The sequence below is a fragment of the Sphingobacterium gobiense genome, from assembly GCF_002980575.1.
Lineage (GTDB): Bacteria > Bacteroidota > Bacteroidia > Sphingobacteriales > Sphingobacteriaceae > Sphingobacterium > Sphingobacterium gobiense.
Genome location: NZ_PVBS01000001.1, coordinates 1,448,287 through 1,463,834, shown reverse-complemented (window position 1 = coordinate 1,463,834; position 15,548 = coordinate 1,448,287). Strand labels below are relative to the sequence as shown.

Sequence of the window (15,548 nt, the reverse complement as noted above, 5' to 3'; positions counted from 1 at the left end):
GAATCCCGATTTTCTTATTATCTAGCTTTCCCAAGCAAAGGATTTTGTGCTATTTTAAGAATACAGTTCTTTTTTGTTTTGCAGATTGCATTGCCGCATCGAGGATTTCGACAACGGTGCAATTAATGGTTAATTCATAAAGATCAAGTTTGTTCAATACTAAAGAACCATTCACCACAGCGGCTAATACAGAAAATGGGTCATCAAACGGAGCCGATCTTGCGGGAAGTTTCTTTTTTTCTTCTTTATTGTTTCCCGGTAAGCGCTGTTGTAAAGTTGTAGCATCAAGAGCTATAGCATAACCTTCGGTGCCATATACTTCCATGTCCTTTCTAGAAAAGGGCCAGTTCCATGAGGCCTGAATCACACATTGTGCTTTCGGATATTGTAGAACGATGGTCGCTTCATCGTCCACATCTTTGTAGATGTCTGGTTTATTTTGATGTATTACGGCCGTTACTGAGAGAGGTCTCTCGCCATTCATCAACCAGGTCATCAAGTTGGCTCCATAGCATCCGAAATCCACCAATGCACCCGCTCCATTTTTTGCCGGATCGGTCAGTATCTCCAAGAATTCTTTGCTTACCCCGATTTCTTTTGGTCCCTGATGCCCATCATTCACTAGCACTTTTCGTATTTCTCCCAATTGACCCTCTTCTAATATTTCCTTAATCTGCTGATTGCTTTCATACCACGACGTTTCAAAATTTGTCAGAACATGTATCTTATATTGTTCGGCGAGTTCTTTTATCTCTTTGGCATCCGCCACGGTCGTTGCCAACGGCTTTTCCACCATCACATGGATCTGTCGCGGTGCGCAGGCACGTACAACAACAATGTGTTCGCTAATAGCGCCGAATGCCGACACAGCGTCCGGTTTTAGTTGATCCAACATTTCCTGCAAGTCGGTAAAGAAAAGAGCTTTATCTAGCTGGTACTGTTTGGCGTAATAATCAATCAACTCTGAATTGGTTTCATAAATGCCAATTACAACCACATCCTTTTTGTCTTTTCTGTTGAAAATCCAGTCGACGTGCCCGTGGCTTAGCCCAGCTACGGCCAACCGTAAAGGAACCTCAGCAAACACTATATGGCCAATTAAAATCAAAAAAAAGCTTAACAAAATTGGCTTCATGGCTACAAAAGGCTTGCGTTTATTCTATTTAATATAATGCTATTTTTAATCGTATTAGAAAAACCAATCAAGATAATAAAGAAAATAATTTTGGACATAGCGTTGAAATGTAATTGTTTATACCAATATAAGAAAAATTCTTTATTTGCCCTGCCATACTTTTGTATGCATTGTCGTTAATAATCTTTTCTACTATAAATGTTGGACAGGCTAGATAGTATCAATATTAGTCTTCCCGAGCTCTAAGGCTAAAACTCCACCCACTATCATGATGATTCCTATGATTTGGATGACACTCAAAGGCTCTTCGAAAAAGATAGCGCCAATAATTGTTAGTATAGTTATTCCTAAAGCAGCCCAGATTCCATAGGCAACACCTATTGGCATACCACTTTTCAATGATAATGACAATAGGAAATATGCGCCGACGACACCAACTACGGCGACGCAGGATGGCCAAAACTTACTAAACCCATCTGACTGTCGTGTTGCCAAAGCACCTATTATTTCTGCCAGAATTGCACCAAAGAGAAAGAAATGTTTCATATATGTATTATTTTTTAACAAAGTTAAGGCAACTAATAACGGCGTGAAATATGAGGTAAAAGAATCATATAGATAATATTGTCACCATCTCAATACCGGAATCACAATAAATATATTTGTAAATTCGTACTTATAGTTTTAATGTAAAGCAGCTAATGTACCGTAATAAAATACCACAAGCACTAGACTACGGCGTATCCGTCACAATGAAGGTCATCGGAGGCAAATGGAAGCCCTGTATAATTGATTGCATATCGAATGGCATAAACAGGCCAGCTCAGATTCAGAAAGCAATAAAGCAGGCTAGCCTACGGGTTATAAACCAACAGCTGTCAGAACTCTTGGATTATGAAATTGTGACCAAAGAATCCTTTGAGGGCTATCCGCTTAAAGTAGAATACACTTTGACGCCATTTGGAAATACACTGTTATCTGTCATCGATGCAATGCAACAATGGGGCGATGCCCATGCAGAGAAAGTGGCGGAAATAGCGATAAACAGGAAAGAAAATGTAACTCTCTATAAAAATAAAACGTGACGCTGTAGCCAGTTAGAGCTGATAAACACTCATGAAAGTTAATGATATGCTACCTGTCGTTACGTTAAGAACGTATCAAGCCAAAGCTAATCCCCGATTCTTTTCCGTAGCATCACCATATCTTTCAGCTGTATACCATGCTCGTATATTGGCTGCGTATAGTTAACGATAAAAAAATCTTTCCTGCTGGCAAAGCGCTCAAAGCCCGCTTTTCGGCATCAGCCAGCATAAATTTTCCGATGCCTTGGTTTTGGTACGCCTCGGCAACAGCAATATTTTTCAACTCGAAGCGCGCCATGACAGATGTCGAGCAACTCTTGATTCTGCTTCCATTTTTAAATCATGATAATGGTCAGTTCAGGATTGTTATCCTAAAATGACAACTAACTGGCTTGTCGTGTATGACAAAATTACACAAATATATTCAAGGTATTTCAGTTGGGTAAAAGTTATCGCTATTGACGTGTAATTGGGAAATAATAATGTGCAATTTTGGGTATATCCCGATAAGCTTGGTGCCCCACAATATGAAATAGAAAGTGTAACGAATCTTTTGGCGGATGACGACAAAATTGATAAAACTTTTCGGTCGATGAAGAGGTTCTAATTGAAAGCACTATTATGGCCTCGATAAAAACATCTACTCTTCAAAATATATGCAGGATCTTTTTGGGCGGGTTTATGTTATTTGCGGGCATAAGTCATTTAACCTTTCTTCGGGAAGAATTTTTGGCTCAGGTACCTAGGTGGTTGCCAGATAACCCAGCTTTCATGGATTTTGTGGTTATATCCTCCGGAATTGTTGAAATTGCTCTTGGATTGGCCATGATATTCTTAAGCAGATATAAAGTTCCATTAGGCGCTATATTAGCCATATTCTACGTGCTTGTTTTTCCCGGTAACGTCTCGCAGTACACCAATCAGATTGATGCCTTTGGTCTCGATACAGACCAAAAAAGACTTATGCGGTTGTTCTTTCAGCCGGTTTTAATTCTGTGGGCACTCTGGTCCACGGGTGCAATTAAGGCTTATGTGCAAAAAAGGTTCAACAAAATTAACGCTCTTTTATAAGCGCAAAAGTTCAGGAAATATGGAGCTTGACACGGCACTTTAAACGATCCCGTTCAAAAAACGATAATTATGGAAAATAGAGAAAGATATTACAGCGCATTATCGAAGAATGACGGTCCCAAAATGAAATTGACCTTGTAAAAATAATGATCTGGGAAACAACTATAAAGAAGTAAATGAAACTGCCTATCTTTCTGTGAGCTTTACCACACCTGTTCTGTATAAGTCCAATGCTGTTTGTAAAATATTCTCGATTTTCTTTAAGGGCAAATCTTTGTTAGGATTAATTCTGAAAATCTTCATCCGAGTACGGTTACCTTCTTCCAATTCGGGATGGTCAAGATATTTTTCTTCAACCATAAGAATATATGGTTCAGCGGTCTTTTTATCTGTCCACAAATAGCAAAACATTTTTTTCTTATAACAGAAGCAGGGCATTCCCCACTTCTGTGTTTCAGTAATGTTTGTATCCTGACTGAGTATAATCTTCCGCAATGCAAAAAGGCAACTCTTGTTTGGCTCTTCTTTATTCAAATAGTAGTTATGAAGTTGCTCAATCATTTCGTCTATTTTACTGCAATTAAAATATCTACCTCTGCATTTGTCGGATTTTGTGCTTTCTCACCAAATACCTCAAAGTCGGCCGTAAACAGTCTGTCTAAATCCATTTTCCAAATCTCCAGCCATTTGTTTATGACCAAGTTTTTCATTAAATCTCCTTTGATAGAAAATTTCACATAATTTCCTCCATCAACTGATTTGCCAACCATTCCTTCAGGAATACTGTTTAAATTTTCCACCTTGCAACCCAGTATGGTCGTGTAAGGCCTGGTGTGGTCACTTTCATAATCCGTATAAATGGAGTATACAGTGTTGTTAATTTTGTTAGGAATGGCTTCCAGCACTCCATCATGCATAAATTTATTCCACAAATCCACAATATCTTTTGCCGCTTGGTTGTTTTCGTTTGTGGTCCTCACCGAAATGCCGATCACGTTAAAAGGCTCAATGTTTACGTTATCCATTTTTAAAATATGTTGTTATTAAGCCACAAAACTAACTTTGCGTTGTGACAACCCTATGTCAAGGGTTGTGAAGAAGTTTTTTCCTTACAGATTTCAAAGTACTCCTGCAACGTTAATTTATGAGGTTCAAACGGTTCGTTGAGTGTCATTAGGTTTTGTATTCTGTCAAGACGAAACGCCCTAAAATCCTTTCTTAAACGACAAAATGCGATAAGCAACCAATTTTCTTGTGTGCTATAAATAGCAAAAGGCTCGATGGTTCTTTCAGTTGTCTGTTTTGTATCGGGCGAATGATATTTGATTTTGACAAGTTTAAAATTTGTTAAAGCTAACTGTAGAGTTGACAGAAAATTGCTTGTTCGGTTATTACCTGAGTTTTGTCTGAATACAATTCTGTTGGAGAGCAAGTTTGCCTTGTGTTTGGTGTTATATCTAAGTACAGACTTTATTTTGTTGATTGCTTCTGAATATTCCTTCACGAATGAGGTGTCTTTGTTTCTTAATATCAGTTGCTCAGCCGTGATCAATGCGTTGGCTTCACTTTCAGTAAACATAATTGGCGGGATTCTGTAACCCTCCATTAATGTATAACCTTTGCCTTCTTCTGTCAAGATAGGAACCCCCGCCTGCTCTAAAGCTCTTATATCCCTATAAATTGTCCTATTACTTACTAAAAACTTACTCGCTAATTCAGAAGCAGTCACAAGTCGTTTCGTTTGCAATTGGGTGAGAATCGCGGTTAATCGTGAAAGTCGTTTTGTATCTTTGTGGTTGTCCATGGGGGAAAAACTACCTCTTCATCATAATATAATCTGTCATCAAAGGATCCAGACTACTCTGTCTGAACTCGGTTGCAATCTGCGCGCGGTGATAGGTAGAATGATTGATAACATGAAAAACAATGTCCCGAATAGAGGAATTAAAATGCCGTCCTGTACTGTTTTTGTAATTTATAACTTGGGTGAGGTCAGATCTCTCCAAAATACTTAACGAATGCCTGTAGTTTTTTAGGTCCAGATTTATGAAGTCAGCGGTGTCGTGAATCTGCCATACACCGAAAGTTTTTTCTCTTGGATCAATCCTGTTGTTCCAGATCTGGTGCGCGTCAAGTATGTGGCTATATAATCCGACAACCTTTTCCGGTAGTTGCTCTCGTAGGAAGATTATCGCCTGCGCTAATTTTTGGTTACATTCGTGATTGTAATCAAAGAGCTCTTTGAAAAATTGTACCATTTGTCAAACTTTTAGATAGATGATAAATATACACATATTCCTGCGACATTGATTTATCGTCGCTATAGTTGAACGGCTTTTTCGGTGAAGCGTATAAAAGATATAATATGCAATAAATACCTAAAGACCTGTAATTCTACCCGTTTTGTAAGCTCCAGTAAACAATGAGGCCCCTTTATTTATTCTACTGACAACAGAAGTTGAAAAAGATAATAAGAATAAAATGAGACGATATGCAAGCAATAAATTATAGAGGCCCTTTTCGAATCAGGGTAGAAGACAAACCAATCCCGGAAATTCAGCATCCTCGTGATGCAATCGTACAAGTAACACGCGCGTGCATTTGCGGTTCCGATCTACACCTTTATCACGGAATGGTACCCGATACACGGGTAGGAACCACCTTCGGGCACGAATTTATTGGAATAGTGCAAGAAGTTGGGACGGAAGTACATAACCTTGGAGTAGGAGACAGCGTGCTCGTTCCATTCAACATTGCGTGCGGGCAGTGTGTTTTTTGCAAACAAGGGCTTTTCGCTTATTGCCACGAATCCAATGCCATGTCGTCGACTGTTGGCGGAGTGTTCGGTTATTCACATATTGCGGGCGGATTCGACGGAGGGCAGGCCGAATATGTTCGGGTACCGTACGCAGATATCGGGCCAACAGTTATCCCCGACGGTATGAACGAAGAGGATGCCCTTCTGTTGACAGATGTCTTGCCTACAGGCTATTATGCCGCCGAAATGGGCGGGATTAAAAAGGGAGATACGGTTGTTGTCTTTGGTGCGGGGCCTGTGGGAATCATGGCAGCCCGCTGTGCTTGGTTGTTCGGTGCCGGACGCGTTATCGTAATCGATCATCTGGAGTACAGATTAGACTTTGTGCGAAAATATGCACCCTGCGAAGCCTATAATTTCAAGTCGATTGAAGACCCCGTACTTTTTATCAAACGGCAGACCGATTGGTTAGGTGCCGACGTGTGTATAGACGCCGTAGGTTCGGATGCCTGTGGCAACATGATGCAGACACTTACCGGTAAAAAATTGCTGCTGCAGGCAGGAGCCGCCACAGCATTACACTGGGCAATCAACTCGGTCAAAAAAGGAGGTATCGTTTCGATAGTAGGGGTATATGGTCCCACGGATAACCTCATACCTATTGGTAACGCCGTGAATAAAGGCATTACTATCAGGGCAGGCCAGACTTCGGTCAAAAGGTTATTGCCCAGACTTATCGAACATGTGCAGCAGGGTATATTAAGTCCCAGAGAAATTATAACACATCGCTTCGCACTAGAGGATGCGGCGGACGCCTATCACATTTTTTCTTCTAAGCTAGACGATTGTATAAAGCCTGTGTTGGTACCTTCAGCGGTGTGATAGAGAAGTCGAATCAGCTTTTAATAATTAGACATATGAATACACAAAAAATAAACTACCAGGAAGTCAAAGGTTGGGGAATCGATGCAGATCCACTAAACGAACCCACCTATCCCATGAAAGAGGGAGACGCGGAAGATAAAATAACTATTTGGGAGCGTCCTGACCAGCAACAAGCTTCGATGGAAGTACTTACTTCAAACGAGCGCGCTACTATTCCGGCGGTTTTCGGCCAAACAATAGCTCCGCAGGGTATCAGCGGCCATATCCGGCGATATGCATTTAATCATAGTGAATCCCGTTATCGCCATTGGATTCCTCTCCTGATCGCCGATCGCATCAATGAAATCGAGGGCATTATAGATGATTTTAAACACGGTAAAGCTCCCCACATACTCTTGGAAAAGGGCTGGAGGGCCCGGTGGAAGCTTAACAAAAAATCGGTCATGAAAAAAGCAGGTATCGGGCTATTGCTCGCGGTAACAGCAGCTGTGCTTGTAAAGCGTAAGCCTAGCTAAGGAGGAACGAATGCCCGTAGGCACGTAGCTTTAAACCATTCTTGTATATTGGATGCACATAGTTAACAATAAAAAATCCTTCCTGACTGCGAAGGGTTCGAAGCCTGCTGTAAAAATTAATCTGGTTTGTCGCGATATCCGGTGTACCCACTATTATTTCGCTGAAACCCATTTTTACGTTTCATATACCAGTTTATTTTAGTTTAGCATACTTTTTATTAAAAATACCATTAGGCAGCCTAATCAAGGTCTAACTATCTCACACCATGGGGATATACCATTGCACAAGAGTCTCCACTCGTGAGGCTCGTACCATATTCGCCGGGAAGAACGGGGATATCCACCCTCAATCTTAAAATACCGGCGCATTCAAAATTAATCCTAGAAAAAAAATGACCAGTATAATATGGTCTGCTCATTTCAAATGATTATTCGAAATAAAACTATGGGTAAACGATTTATTTTCAATGGAAAATGGCGCGGTATTCTGGTTATTTTAAAGCCCGATTCACAGTTACTGAGAAAGCGTTAGATTGATTAAAAGGCATTCTTTCATATTTTTGCAGATGAAGCAATGTCTCTACACTCATTATTTGTACCCGTAATCCTTTAAAGCTGTATTTTTATATCGAAATGTGCAAATTGGAAAAGGGGGGCGTAACTTCGCGAAGGCATAACCGTTATGGTGCATTTTAGAACGATACAACTTAACAATAAAGTAAGGCAATGACTGAATTTTGGGAAAAGGCATTTAAAGACAAGCAAGAAATGTGGGGATCTGAACCGGCTAAATCCGCTGTTCTGACAAAGGATTTTTTTGTCGAGCATAAAATAAAAAATTTACTTATTCCGGGAATTGGCTATGGACGGAATGCACAAGTTTTCATAGACAATGGAATGACCGTCACAGGAATTGAAATTTCAAAGACAGCTATAGATTTAGCTCAAAAGCATTTTGGAAATGGTTTAACAATTTATCACGGTTCGGTAGCAGAAATGCCTTTTGACGATAAATCGTTTGACGGAATATTTTGTTACGGATTAATTTACTTGTTGGACAAAGACGAAAGGAAAAAACTAATCCAAGATTGTTTTAACCAATTGACTGAAAACGGCTATATGGTATTTACCGCTATAACAAAAGATGCCCCAACTTATGGACGCGGAACGCTCATAAGTAAAGACCGATTTGAAATGTTTGGTGGTGTTAAAATTTTCTTTTACGACAAGGAAACGATAGAAGAAGAATTTGGAAGTACAGGGCTTTTTGAAGTATCGGAAGTAACTGAAAATTATCCATTTTACTTAATAAAATGTAGAAAAAACAAAAATGCATAATCTTTTGAAACTTGATTGATTGCCTGTATTATCGTCATAATTGAATTTATTAAATTCATGCAGGAACGCTTGCTACAAGAAGATAGCATATTCATCGCTAGGGAGGAGGAGGATAGTGCCTGGGATTCTTCCGTTCGAGAGAGCTAAGATAGTTGACCCGGTGTGTTTCAGCGGTATAGATCTGGGGAGCGATGTCGTCCGAAAGACATGATGCGATTTCGTATTTGCAAATTTTTAAAAAATAAGATAGATTTACAAAAAAATAATCATTTGGTAACAAAGTAGTAACCGTGCGAGAGAGAGGTGCCTATAGCGATGATGTACAGCTAGTTTTACGGATCAATGCCGGTGACCATCGAGCTTTTGATGAATTATTCAGTCGTTATAAAGAAGCTCTCTACCGCCACGCATATCGTATGATTCCGGATACAGAGGTCTGCAACGACATTATACAAGATGTATTCCTGACCATATGGGCCAAACATAAGACCTGGCATATCAAAACTTCTGCAATTTCATATCTTTATCAAGCGGTACGCAATAAGGTACTTGATCACATCAGCCATGAAAAAGTGATTGACAAATATTTAGGCGAATTGGCCGATTTCGAGCGAAACGGACAGTGTTATACCGAAGAATCCGTACTCGAACGCGAACTTTTAGCCCTGATCGAAGAAAATAAGTCTAATTTACCACCCCGTACGCGCGAAGTTTTCGAAATGAACCGCGAACAGCAATTAAGCTACCGCGAAATTGGCGAGAAACTGTCTATTTCGGAGACAACGGCAAAGAAACAAGTGCATAATGCACTACGATACCTTCGAACAAAGCTTACTGCACTCTTATTTTCTATACTTTTTTTACTATTTTCAATTTTATAGTACTCCCTTTCCGTAGGTTGCCCGTCTCTTCTATAACTGACCGTCGTAAATATGGGGCCAGTACCTGATAATGATGAGCAAACTAGACACTAAAAAAATCCTGCAAAAGTACCATGCAGGCGAAAAATTAAGCAGGCAGGAGACACTGTGGCTGGATAGCTTCTATCTACATAAAGCCAAGCAGTCTACGCATAAGATATCTGATTCCGATCTGGCCAACAATCTCGCGCAGGTGGAATCTGCGCTGCCACAAAAAAGTCAGCGTGCTCGTGTCCTGCGTAATCTTGCTGCAATTGCTGCTTTATTCATATGCACAATAGGCGTATATTCCTATTTTATAGACACGCCGTTTGATGGGGAGCATGAAATTACCTTAGCCGCTGGACAACAACGGCAGCTCACGCTCCCAGATGGCACTAAGGTTACCTTAAATGCATCAAGTACCCTTACTTATCCCCGCACATTTAAAGACGCAGCGACGAGGGAAGTGACACTGGTAGGAGAAGCCTACTTCGATGTCGCGAAGGATAAACATAAGCACTTTCTTGTCCATACAGATCGTATGGAAATCCGTGTACACGGTACCGCTTTTAATGTGCGTGATTATAAAGAAGATGATATTGCGGAAACCGCACTGGTGCACGGTAAGATAGAAATATGGAAAACGGGCGAGAAACAAAACACCTATTTTCTAGCACCACGTGAAAAATTTACACTTACCGGGCAGGCAGCGGTGTCAACGCCCAAAAACACGGTACCCGTCAACACGGGCAAATTAGTGACAAAGCAACCGGAAATTACCATACAACCTTTTGAAATTTCTGAAACCGATGGAAGTGCGCTGGAAACAGAATGGACATTAAACCGAATCACCATTCATGAAGAGTCACTCCAGCAGATCGCGTTACGCTTACAGCGGATGTATGGGGTGCATATCAAGATTGCAGATCCCACCATCGGACAGAAATTGTACTCCGCAACGTTCGAAAATGAGACCATCGATAATATACTCAGGGGGCTTAGTGTAGTATCACCTTTCCAGATAAAAAAGGATAGCGACGGGAACATCGAAATTTTTTAAATAAAAGCAATATCCATATATAATTAACTCCATTTATGAATAAATTCTTACCACACATCAGCAAAGAAGTTCGGCTGGCTATTTTTTTAGCGTGTTTGAGCACAACCCACATCCATGGGGCTGCATATTCGCAGTCCGAAAAGATAGACGTATCGATCAAACGCGGCCGACTGGAGGATGTATTCAAATCCATTGATGCGAAGAGTAGTTACAAAATATTTTACAGCAAGGGCATGCTACCAACGTCAGAGGTTAATCTTCAGGGTAGCGATATGAGTGTAAAAGATGTTCTCGATAAGTCGTTGAGCGGTAGTAACCTTACATGGGAACTATTGAATAACAACATTATTGCGATCAAAGAAAAGCCAACGAAGCAACAATCGCAACAACAATCGAGAGCTAATGGACAAGTGCTCAACGCCAATGGTACACCATTGGCCGGCGTGACCATCCTGATCAAAGATTGGCGAAATCCCAAGTTTCAAAATATACAGACAAATACCGCTTCCGACGAAAATGGCATCTGGAGTCTAAACTTACCTGCGGACAATTTAACGCTGGTATTCTCCTTTATAGGCTATCAAACGATAGAAATGCCGGCAAAACGTTTTATTGAAAATCGCGAACCCCTCCATTTACAGCCAGAAATCGGAGGGCTCGAAGAAGTTGTGGTCGTTGGCTACGGCACGACCACAAAACGGATGAATACGGGATCTGTAGCTTCCATTACGGCCAAAGATATTGAAACACAACCTGTCGGAAATCCCTTGGCTGCATTATCGGGCAGACTTTCAGGAGTACTGATCGCGCAGAATAATGGCGTACCTGGTAGTGCGGTACAGATTCAGGTTCGTAACCAGACGTCCCTAAGTCCAACTTCGTCTGGTTCCATTCCACTTTATGTGATCGATGGTGTACCGTTTACCAATTTTAATGGCGGTGCGCCCGCTACAGACAACCTTAATGCCTTCGGTATATCGGGCTCCTCAGGCGGGTTAAGCCCGTTTGCGATGATAAATCCTTCAGACATTGAACGTATCGACGTATTAAAGGATGCCGATGCGACCGCTATTTATGGTAGTCGGGGCGCAAATGGAGTTGTATTGATTACGACAAAAAAAGGACAGTCTGGACGTACGCGCATCGGCGTAAACGCCAACACGGGTTACACCGAGGTAAATCGCTTTATACCCATGCTTGGGCTAGAAGATTATTTGACCCTTCGTAAAGAAGCATTCGCGAATGATGGCGTAACACCATCAGTTGCTAACGCACCTGATTTAATGTTATGGGATCAAACACAATCGACCGACTGGCAAAAGTTCTTGATCGGAAACCGGGGACATATCACAGATCTACAGGCCAACATGTCTGGCGGAAATAACAACACACGGTTCTTTTTCAATTCAGGATATAGACGGGAGAGCACAGTATTCGTGGGCGATAGTCAGAATGCCCGTTTTACCTCGAGGTTAAACTTGGATCATACTACCTCCGATGGCAAGTTCAACATCGCGATTTCAGCAAGTTATGCAAACGACGAATCGGATATGCCGAGCTCTGATATCACCTCGTTATATAACCTTCCGCCTAACTTCCCACTTTATGATGATAACGGCGCGCTCTATTGGTTAACGGGATCTTCTTTCAACAATCCCCTAGCCATGATCAATCGAAAATATATTGGCACCACAAATAACCTAATTTCCGGGGCCAACTTAAGCTACAAGATATTGCCGGGTCTAACAGCGAAGGCCAACTTTGGTTATACGACAACCCAACTACATCAAAATAGCCAAACACCGGCTTCGAGTTTGAATCCAGCGAACAATCCGTTGAGTTCAGCATCTTTCTCCAATACGAAGTCACAAAACTGGATCATTGAGCCTACAGTAGATTATGTCGCGACTTTGGGCGAAGGCCAATTAACCGCGTTAATCGGAACGAGTTTCCAACAAAATTCGTCGGTCACGCAAACGACAAATGCATCTAATTTCCCGAACGAAGCTTTACTTGGTTCGCTAAGTGCCGCCGGAAACTACACGGCGAGTAACAATATTGTATACTATAAGTACAATGCGGTGTTTGGAAAATTGAATTACGACTGGAAACAAAAATACCTTTTCAACGGAACATTCCGCCGTGATGGATCGTCTCGATTTGGAGCAAACAACCGTTTTGGAAACTTTGGCGCTATCGGTTTGGGCTGGGTCTTCACGAATGAAGACTTTTTCGAAGACCGCAATCGCATACTCAGTTTCGGTAAGATACGGGGTAGCTTCGGTTCGACTGGTAATGATCAAATTTCAAACTACATCCATCTTTCCCTACTAAGCTCTACAACAGCCTATTTGGGAAGTCCTTCGATGAACCTAGTCACGCTTGCGAATCCTAATATCCAATGGGAGACGACAAAGAAACTGGAATTCGCATTAGATCTGGGCTTTCTACGCGACCGGATTTTGTTTACGGCAAATTATTTTCGGAACCGCTCCGGCAATCAGCTGTCGTTTGCAACTTTACCAACGCAGGTCGGATACAATAGTTACACAACAAATGTTCCTGCACTCATTCAAAACACAGGTTTAGAATTAGAACTCAGCTCAACCAACATCGAGACGGATAATTTCTTCTGGAAGACATCGACAAACTTTACGTTCTTTAAAAACAAACTACTTGAATTCGATGGCATCGAAAATACATTTTATGCCAATAGCTTTATAGTCGGCGAACCCATCAACTTAGTTCGTTTATACAACTATTTAGGCGTTGATGAAGCTACTGGACGGGCATCCTATGAAGATCGGGATGGTAACGGCACCATCAATCTTGATGATCGCTATGTAGCCGATTTAGGTACACCTTTTTATGGCGGGTTTAATAATACCTTTGCTTATAAAGGTCTCGAGTTGGGCGTATTCTTCCAATTCAACCATCGCTTTGGTGTGACCAAGATATTGAATACACGTCCGGGCGCATTTGTCAATCAGAACGATTACTGGCTGGGCCGTTGGACAGATTCCAATCCGGGTTCGGAGATTCCTGCCGCGACAACCACGGCCGGAAACCCTCTTTATACATCGTACAATCAATTTACAAGTTCTAATGCGGTATACGGAGATGCATCCTATATCAAGCTGCGATCGATCAATTTGACGTATAAGTTGCCGACCCAATGGACATCTCGCGCAAAAATGTCCAACTGCAGTATCTTTGTACAGGGACAAAATTTATTTACCTGGGCTAAAAATCCATATGTATTGGATACGGAAACAACTATACAGGGCGGCCCTCCGGGGCTAGGTACAGGCACATTGAGCCAAGTTCTTCCGCCATTGCGTACTATTGTCTTTGGGTTTAACTGTCAATTTTAATGAACAACAAAATGAAAAGATTTTTAAATAACATCATACCACTATCTGTCATCATAGGAAGCTCGCTTTTTGTTTCCTGTGCTAAATTTGTAGAGTTGGGTGCACCTCCGACGCAGATTGAATATCAAGACGGCTTTTTAACGGATGCTGGTGCCCAGAGTGTCATATTGGGATTATATGTATCAGCAACCGGAAACGCAAACAATGCAAACCTTTCCAGTATGGCTTCCCTATATACTGGCGTTGCTGCTGACGACCTTCAATATAATGGTGCCGATGCATTGTTGTTGGAGTTTTATACAAATGGTCTGCTAAGCACTAACGGTCTTGTTAACAATGTATGGAGTAACCTGTATCAACTGATAAAGAACACGAACAACGCCGTAGCTGCCTTAGAAGCGTCTAACGCACTAACACCTGCTACAAAGGACCAGCTAATCGGTGAGGCAAAGTTTATACGCGCATACGCCTATTTATATCTTGTTAACCTGTACGGCGATGTCCCATTATACACCGCCGACGATAGCGGGGTATTTGAGAGTGCCGTGCTACCGCGCACAGCCACCGATCGCGTTTATGAACAAATCCTCAGCGATTTAAAAGATGCGGAGACCAAACTGGATGTTGCCTATAAAGGTACATTTCGGGGTAGAGTAAATAAACATGCCGCCAGCGCACTTTTGGCCCGTGTATACCTATACCGTAAAGATTATGTCAATGCGGAGCTATATGCCAGCAAAGTACTGGCAGCCACAGATCTGTACAGTATGCCGGCACCATCCGTAAGTTTTACTAACAACAGCGGAGAAATCATTTTTCAACTGGCTAATATCAATGGGGTAACGACGTTTGCAGCAAACTATTTCGCTGCGGGGGCGACAAGCATTCCAGCGTACACCTTACCAGACAGGCATTACCAGAGTTTTGAAACGGCGCCCGAGGAAGACCTGCGAAAACTTAATTGGATAACACCTAAAACTGTTAGTGAGAAGGTATATTACACCATTACCAAATACAAATCTACGAGCCCAACAATAGGCAATGAGTATCACGTCGTATTGCGTCTTGCCGAGCAGTACCTTATCCGAGCCGAAGCAAGAGCAAACCAGGATAATCGTGCAGGTGCAAAAGCAGATATCGATGCCGTGCGCTCACGCGCCGGACTTGAAGGCGTAAGCAGCAACTTAACGGCGACGCAAATGCTAACCGCCATAGAAACGGAGCGTCTTCATGAGCTTTTCGGTGAGTACGGCCATAGATGGTTTGACTTGAAACGGACAGACCGCGCGACAGCGGTACTTGCACCTATAAAACCAAACTGGCAGGCTACCGATGTGCTATTTCCTATACCAAATGGACAACGTCTGGCTAATAACCTCTTAACACAGAATTTAGGTTACGAGGATTAAATAATACATTCAAAAA

Annotated in this window: 16 protein-coding genes; 9 read left to right on the top strand and 7 right to left on the bottom strand. The window is 41.7% G+C overall.

Annotated features, from left to right (window positions below):
* Window positions 1-49: 49 nt before the first annotated feature.
* Window positions 50-1,135 (bottom strand): Gfo/Idh/MocA family protein, encoded by a 1,086-nt coding sequence (locus C5749_RS06380; RefSeq protein WP_105724055.1) that lies wholly within the window; start codon window positions 1,133-1,135, stop codon window positions 50-52.
* 210 nt (window positions 1,136-1,345) lie between these two features.
* The gene (locus C5749_RS06375; protein ID WP_105724053.1) at window positions 1,346-1,681 is read right to left on the bottom strand and encodes a DMT family transporter; all 336 of its coding nucleotides are present in this window, start codon (window positions 1,679-1,681) and stop codon (window positions 1,346-1,348) included.
* Between the two features lie 155 nt (window positions 1,682-1,836).
* On the opposite strand from C5749_RS06375, the gene C5749_RS06370 reads away from it, so the two are divergent.
* Window positions 1,837-2,220: a winged helix-turn-helix transcriptional regulator gene (locus tag C5749_RS06370; RefSeq protein WP_105724051.1), complete on the top strand. Its 384-nt coding sequence runs from the start codon at window positions 1,837-1,839 to the stop codon at window positions 2,218-2,220.
* Window positions 2,221-2,344: 124 nt separating this feature from the next.
* Here the strand turns inward: C5749_RS06370 and C5749_RS19930 are convergent, their stop codons facing one another.
* On the bottom strand, window positions 2,345-2,518 hold the full coding sequence (locus tag C5749_RS19930) for a GNAT family N-acetyltransferase (protein WP_105724049.1): 174 nt from the start codon (window positions 2,516-2,518) through the stop codon (window positions 2,345-2,347).
* Window positions 2,519-2,841: 323 nt separating this feature from the next.
* On the opposite strand from C5749_RS19930, the gene C5749_RS06360 reads away from it, so the two are divergent.
* The gene (locus C5749_RS06360) at window positions 2,842-3,291 is read left to right on the top strand and encodes a DoxX family protein (protein ID WP_219847909.1); all 450 of its coding nucleotides are present in this window, start codon (window positions 2,842-2,844) and stop codon (window positions 3,289-3,291) included.
* 186 nt (window positions 3,292-3,477) lie between these two features.
* Here C5749_RS06360 and C5749_RS06355 read toward each other — a convergent pair whose 3' ends face one another.
* Genes C5749_RS06355 through C5749_RS06340 form a run of 4 tightly spaced genes read right to left on the bottom strand, consistent with a single transcriptional unit; the run spans window position 3,478 to window position 5,549 of the window.
* The gene (locus C5749_RS06355; protein WP_245893641.1) at window positions 3,478-3,852 is read right to left on the bottom strand and encodes a DUF1801 domain-containing protein; all 375 of its coding nucleotides are present in this window, start codon (window positions 3,850-3,852) and stop codon (window positions 3,478-3,480) included.
* 5 nt (window positions 3,853-3,857) lie between these two features.
* The gene (locus tag C5749_RS06350; protein ID WP_105724047.1) at window positions 3,858-4,316 is read right to left on the bottom strand and encodes a GyrI-like domain-containing protein; all 459 of its coding nucleotides are present in this window, start codon (window positions 4,314-4,316) and stop codon (window positions 3,858-3,860) included.
* 53 nt (window positions 4,317-4,369) lie between these two features.
* Window positions 4,370-5,095 (bottom strand): helix-turn-helix transcriptional regulator, encoded by a 726-nt coding sequence (locus tag C5749_RS06345; RefSeq protein ID WP_105724045.1) that lies wholly within the window; start codon window positions 5,093-5,095, stop codon window positions 4,370-4,372.
* 10 nt (window positions 5,096-5,105) lie between these two features.
* Window positions 5,106-5,549 (bottom strand): DinB family protein, encoded by a 444-nt coding sequence (locus C5749_RS06340; RefSeq protein WP_105724044.1) that lies wholly within the window; start codon window positions 5,547-5,549, stop codon window positions 5,106-5,108.
* Between the two features lie 233 nt (window positions 5,550-5,782).
* Here C5749_RS06340 and C5749_RS06335 point away from each other — a divergent pair, with 233 nt between their 5' ends.
* From C5749_RS06335 to C5749_RS06305, 7 genes are all read left to right on the top strand, one after another.
* Window positions 5,783-6,931 (top strand): zinc-dependent alcohol dehydrogenase, encoded by a 1,149-nt coding sequence (locus C5749_RS06335; protein WP_105724042.1) that lies wholly within the window; start codon window positions 5,783-5,785, stop codon window positions 6,929-6,931.
* Window positions 6,932-6,966: 35 nt separating this feature from the next.
* The gene (locus C5749_RS06330; RefSeq protein WP_105724040.1) at window positions 6,967-7,449 is read left to right on the top strand and encodes a hypothetical protein; all 483 of its coding nucleotides are present in this window, start codon (window positions 6,967-6,969) and stop codon (window positions 7,447-7,449) included.
* 726 nt (window positions 7,450-8,175) lie between these two features.
* Window positions 8,176-8,787 (top strand): class I SAM-dependent methyltransferase, encoded by a 612-nt coding sequence (locus C5749_RS06325; RefSeq protein ID WP_105724038.1) that lies wholly within the window; start codon window positions 8,176-8,178, stop codon window positions 8,785-8,787.
* A 290-nt stretch (window positions 8,788-9,077) separates the two neighbouring features.
* Window positions 9,078-9,668 carry an RNA polymerase sigma factor gene (locus C5749_RS06320; protein WP_105724036.1) on the top strand — a complete coding sequence of 197 codons (591 nt, stop codon included), beginning with the start codon at window positions 9,078-9,080 and terminating at the stop codon, window positions 9,666-9,668.
* A 70-nt stretch (window positions 9,669-9,738) separates the two neighbouring features.
* Window positions 9,739-10,749 carry a FecR family protein gene (locus C5749_RS06315; RefSeq protein ID WP_105724034.1) on the top strand — a complete coding sequence of 337 codons (1,011 nt, stop codon included), beginning with the start codon at window positions 9,739-9,741 and terminating at the stop codon, window positions 10,747-10,749.
* 35 nt (window positions 10,750-10,784) lie between these two features.
* Window positions 10,785-14,123 carry a SusC/RagA family TonB-linked outer membrane protein gene (locus C5749_RS06310; RefSeq protein ID WP_105724032.1) on the top strand — a complete coding sequence of 1,113 codons (3,339 nt, stop codon included), beginning with the start codon at window positions 10,785-10,787 and terminating at the stop codon, window positions 14,121-14,123.
* Between the two features lie 11 nt (window positions 14,124-14,134).
* Window positions 14,135-15,532: a RagB/SusD family nutrient uptake outer membrane protein gene (locus C5749_RS06305; protein ID WP_181151299.1), complete on the top strand. Its 1,398-nt coding sequence runs from the start codon at window positions 14,135-14,137 to the stop codon at window positions 15,530-15,532.
* Window positions 15,533-15,548 lie beyond the last annotated feature (16 nt).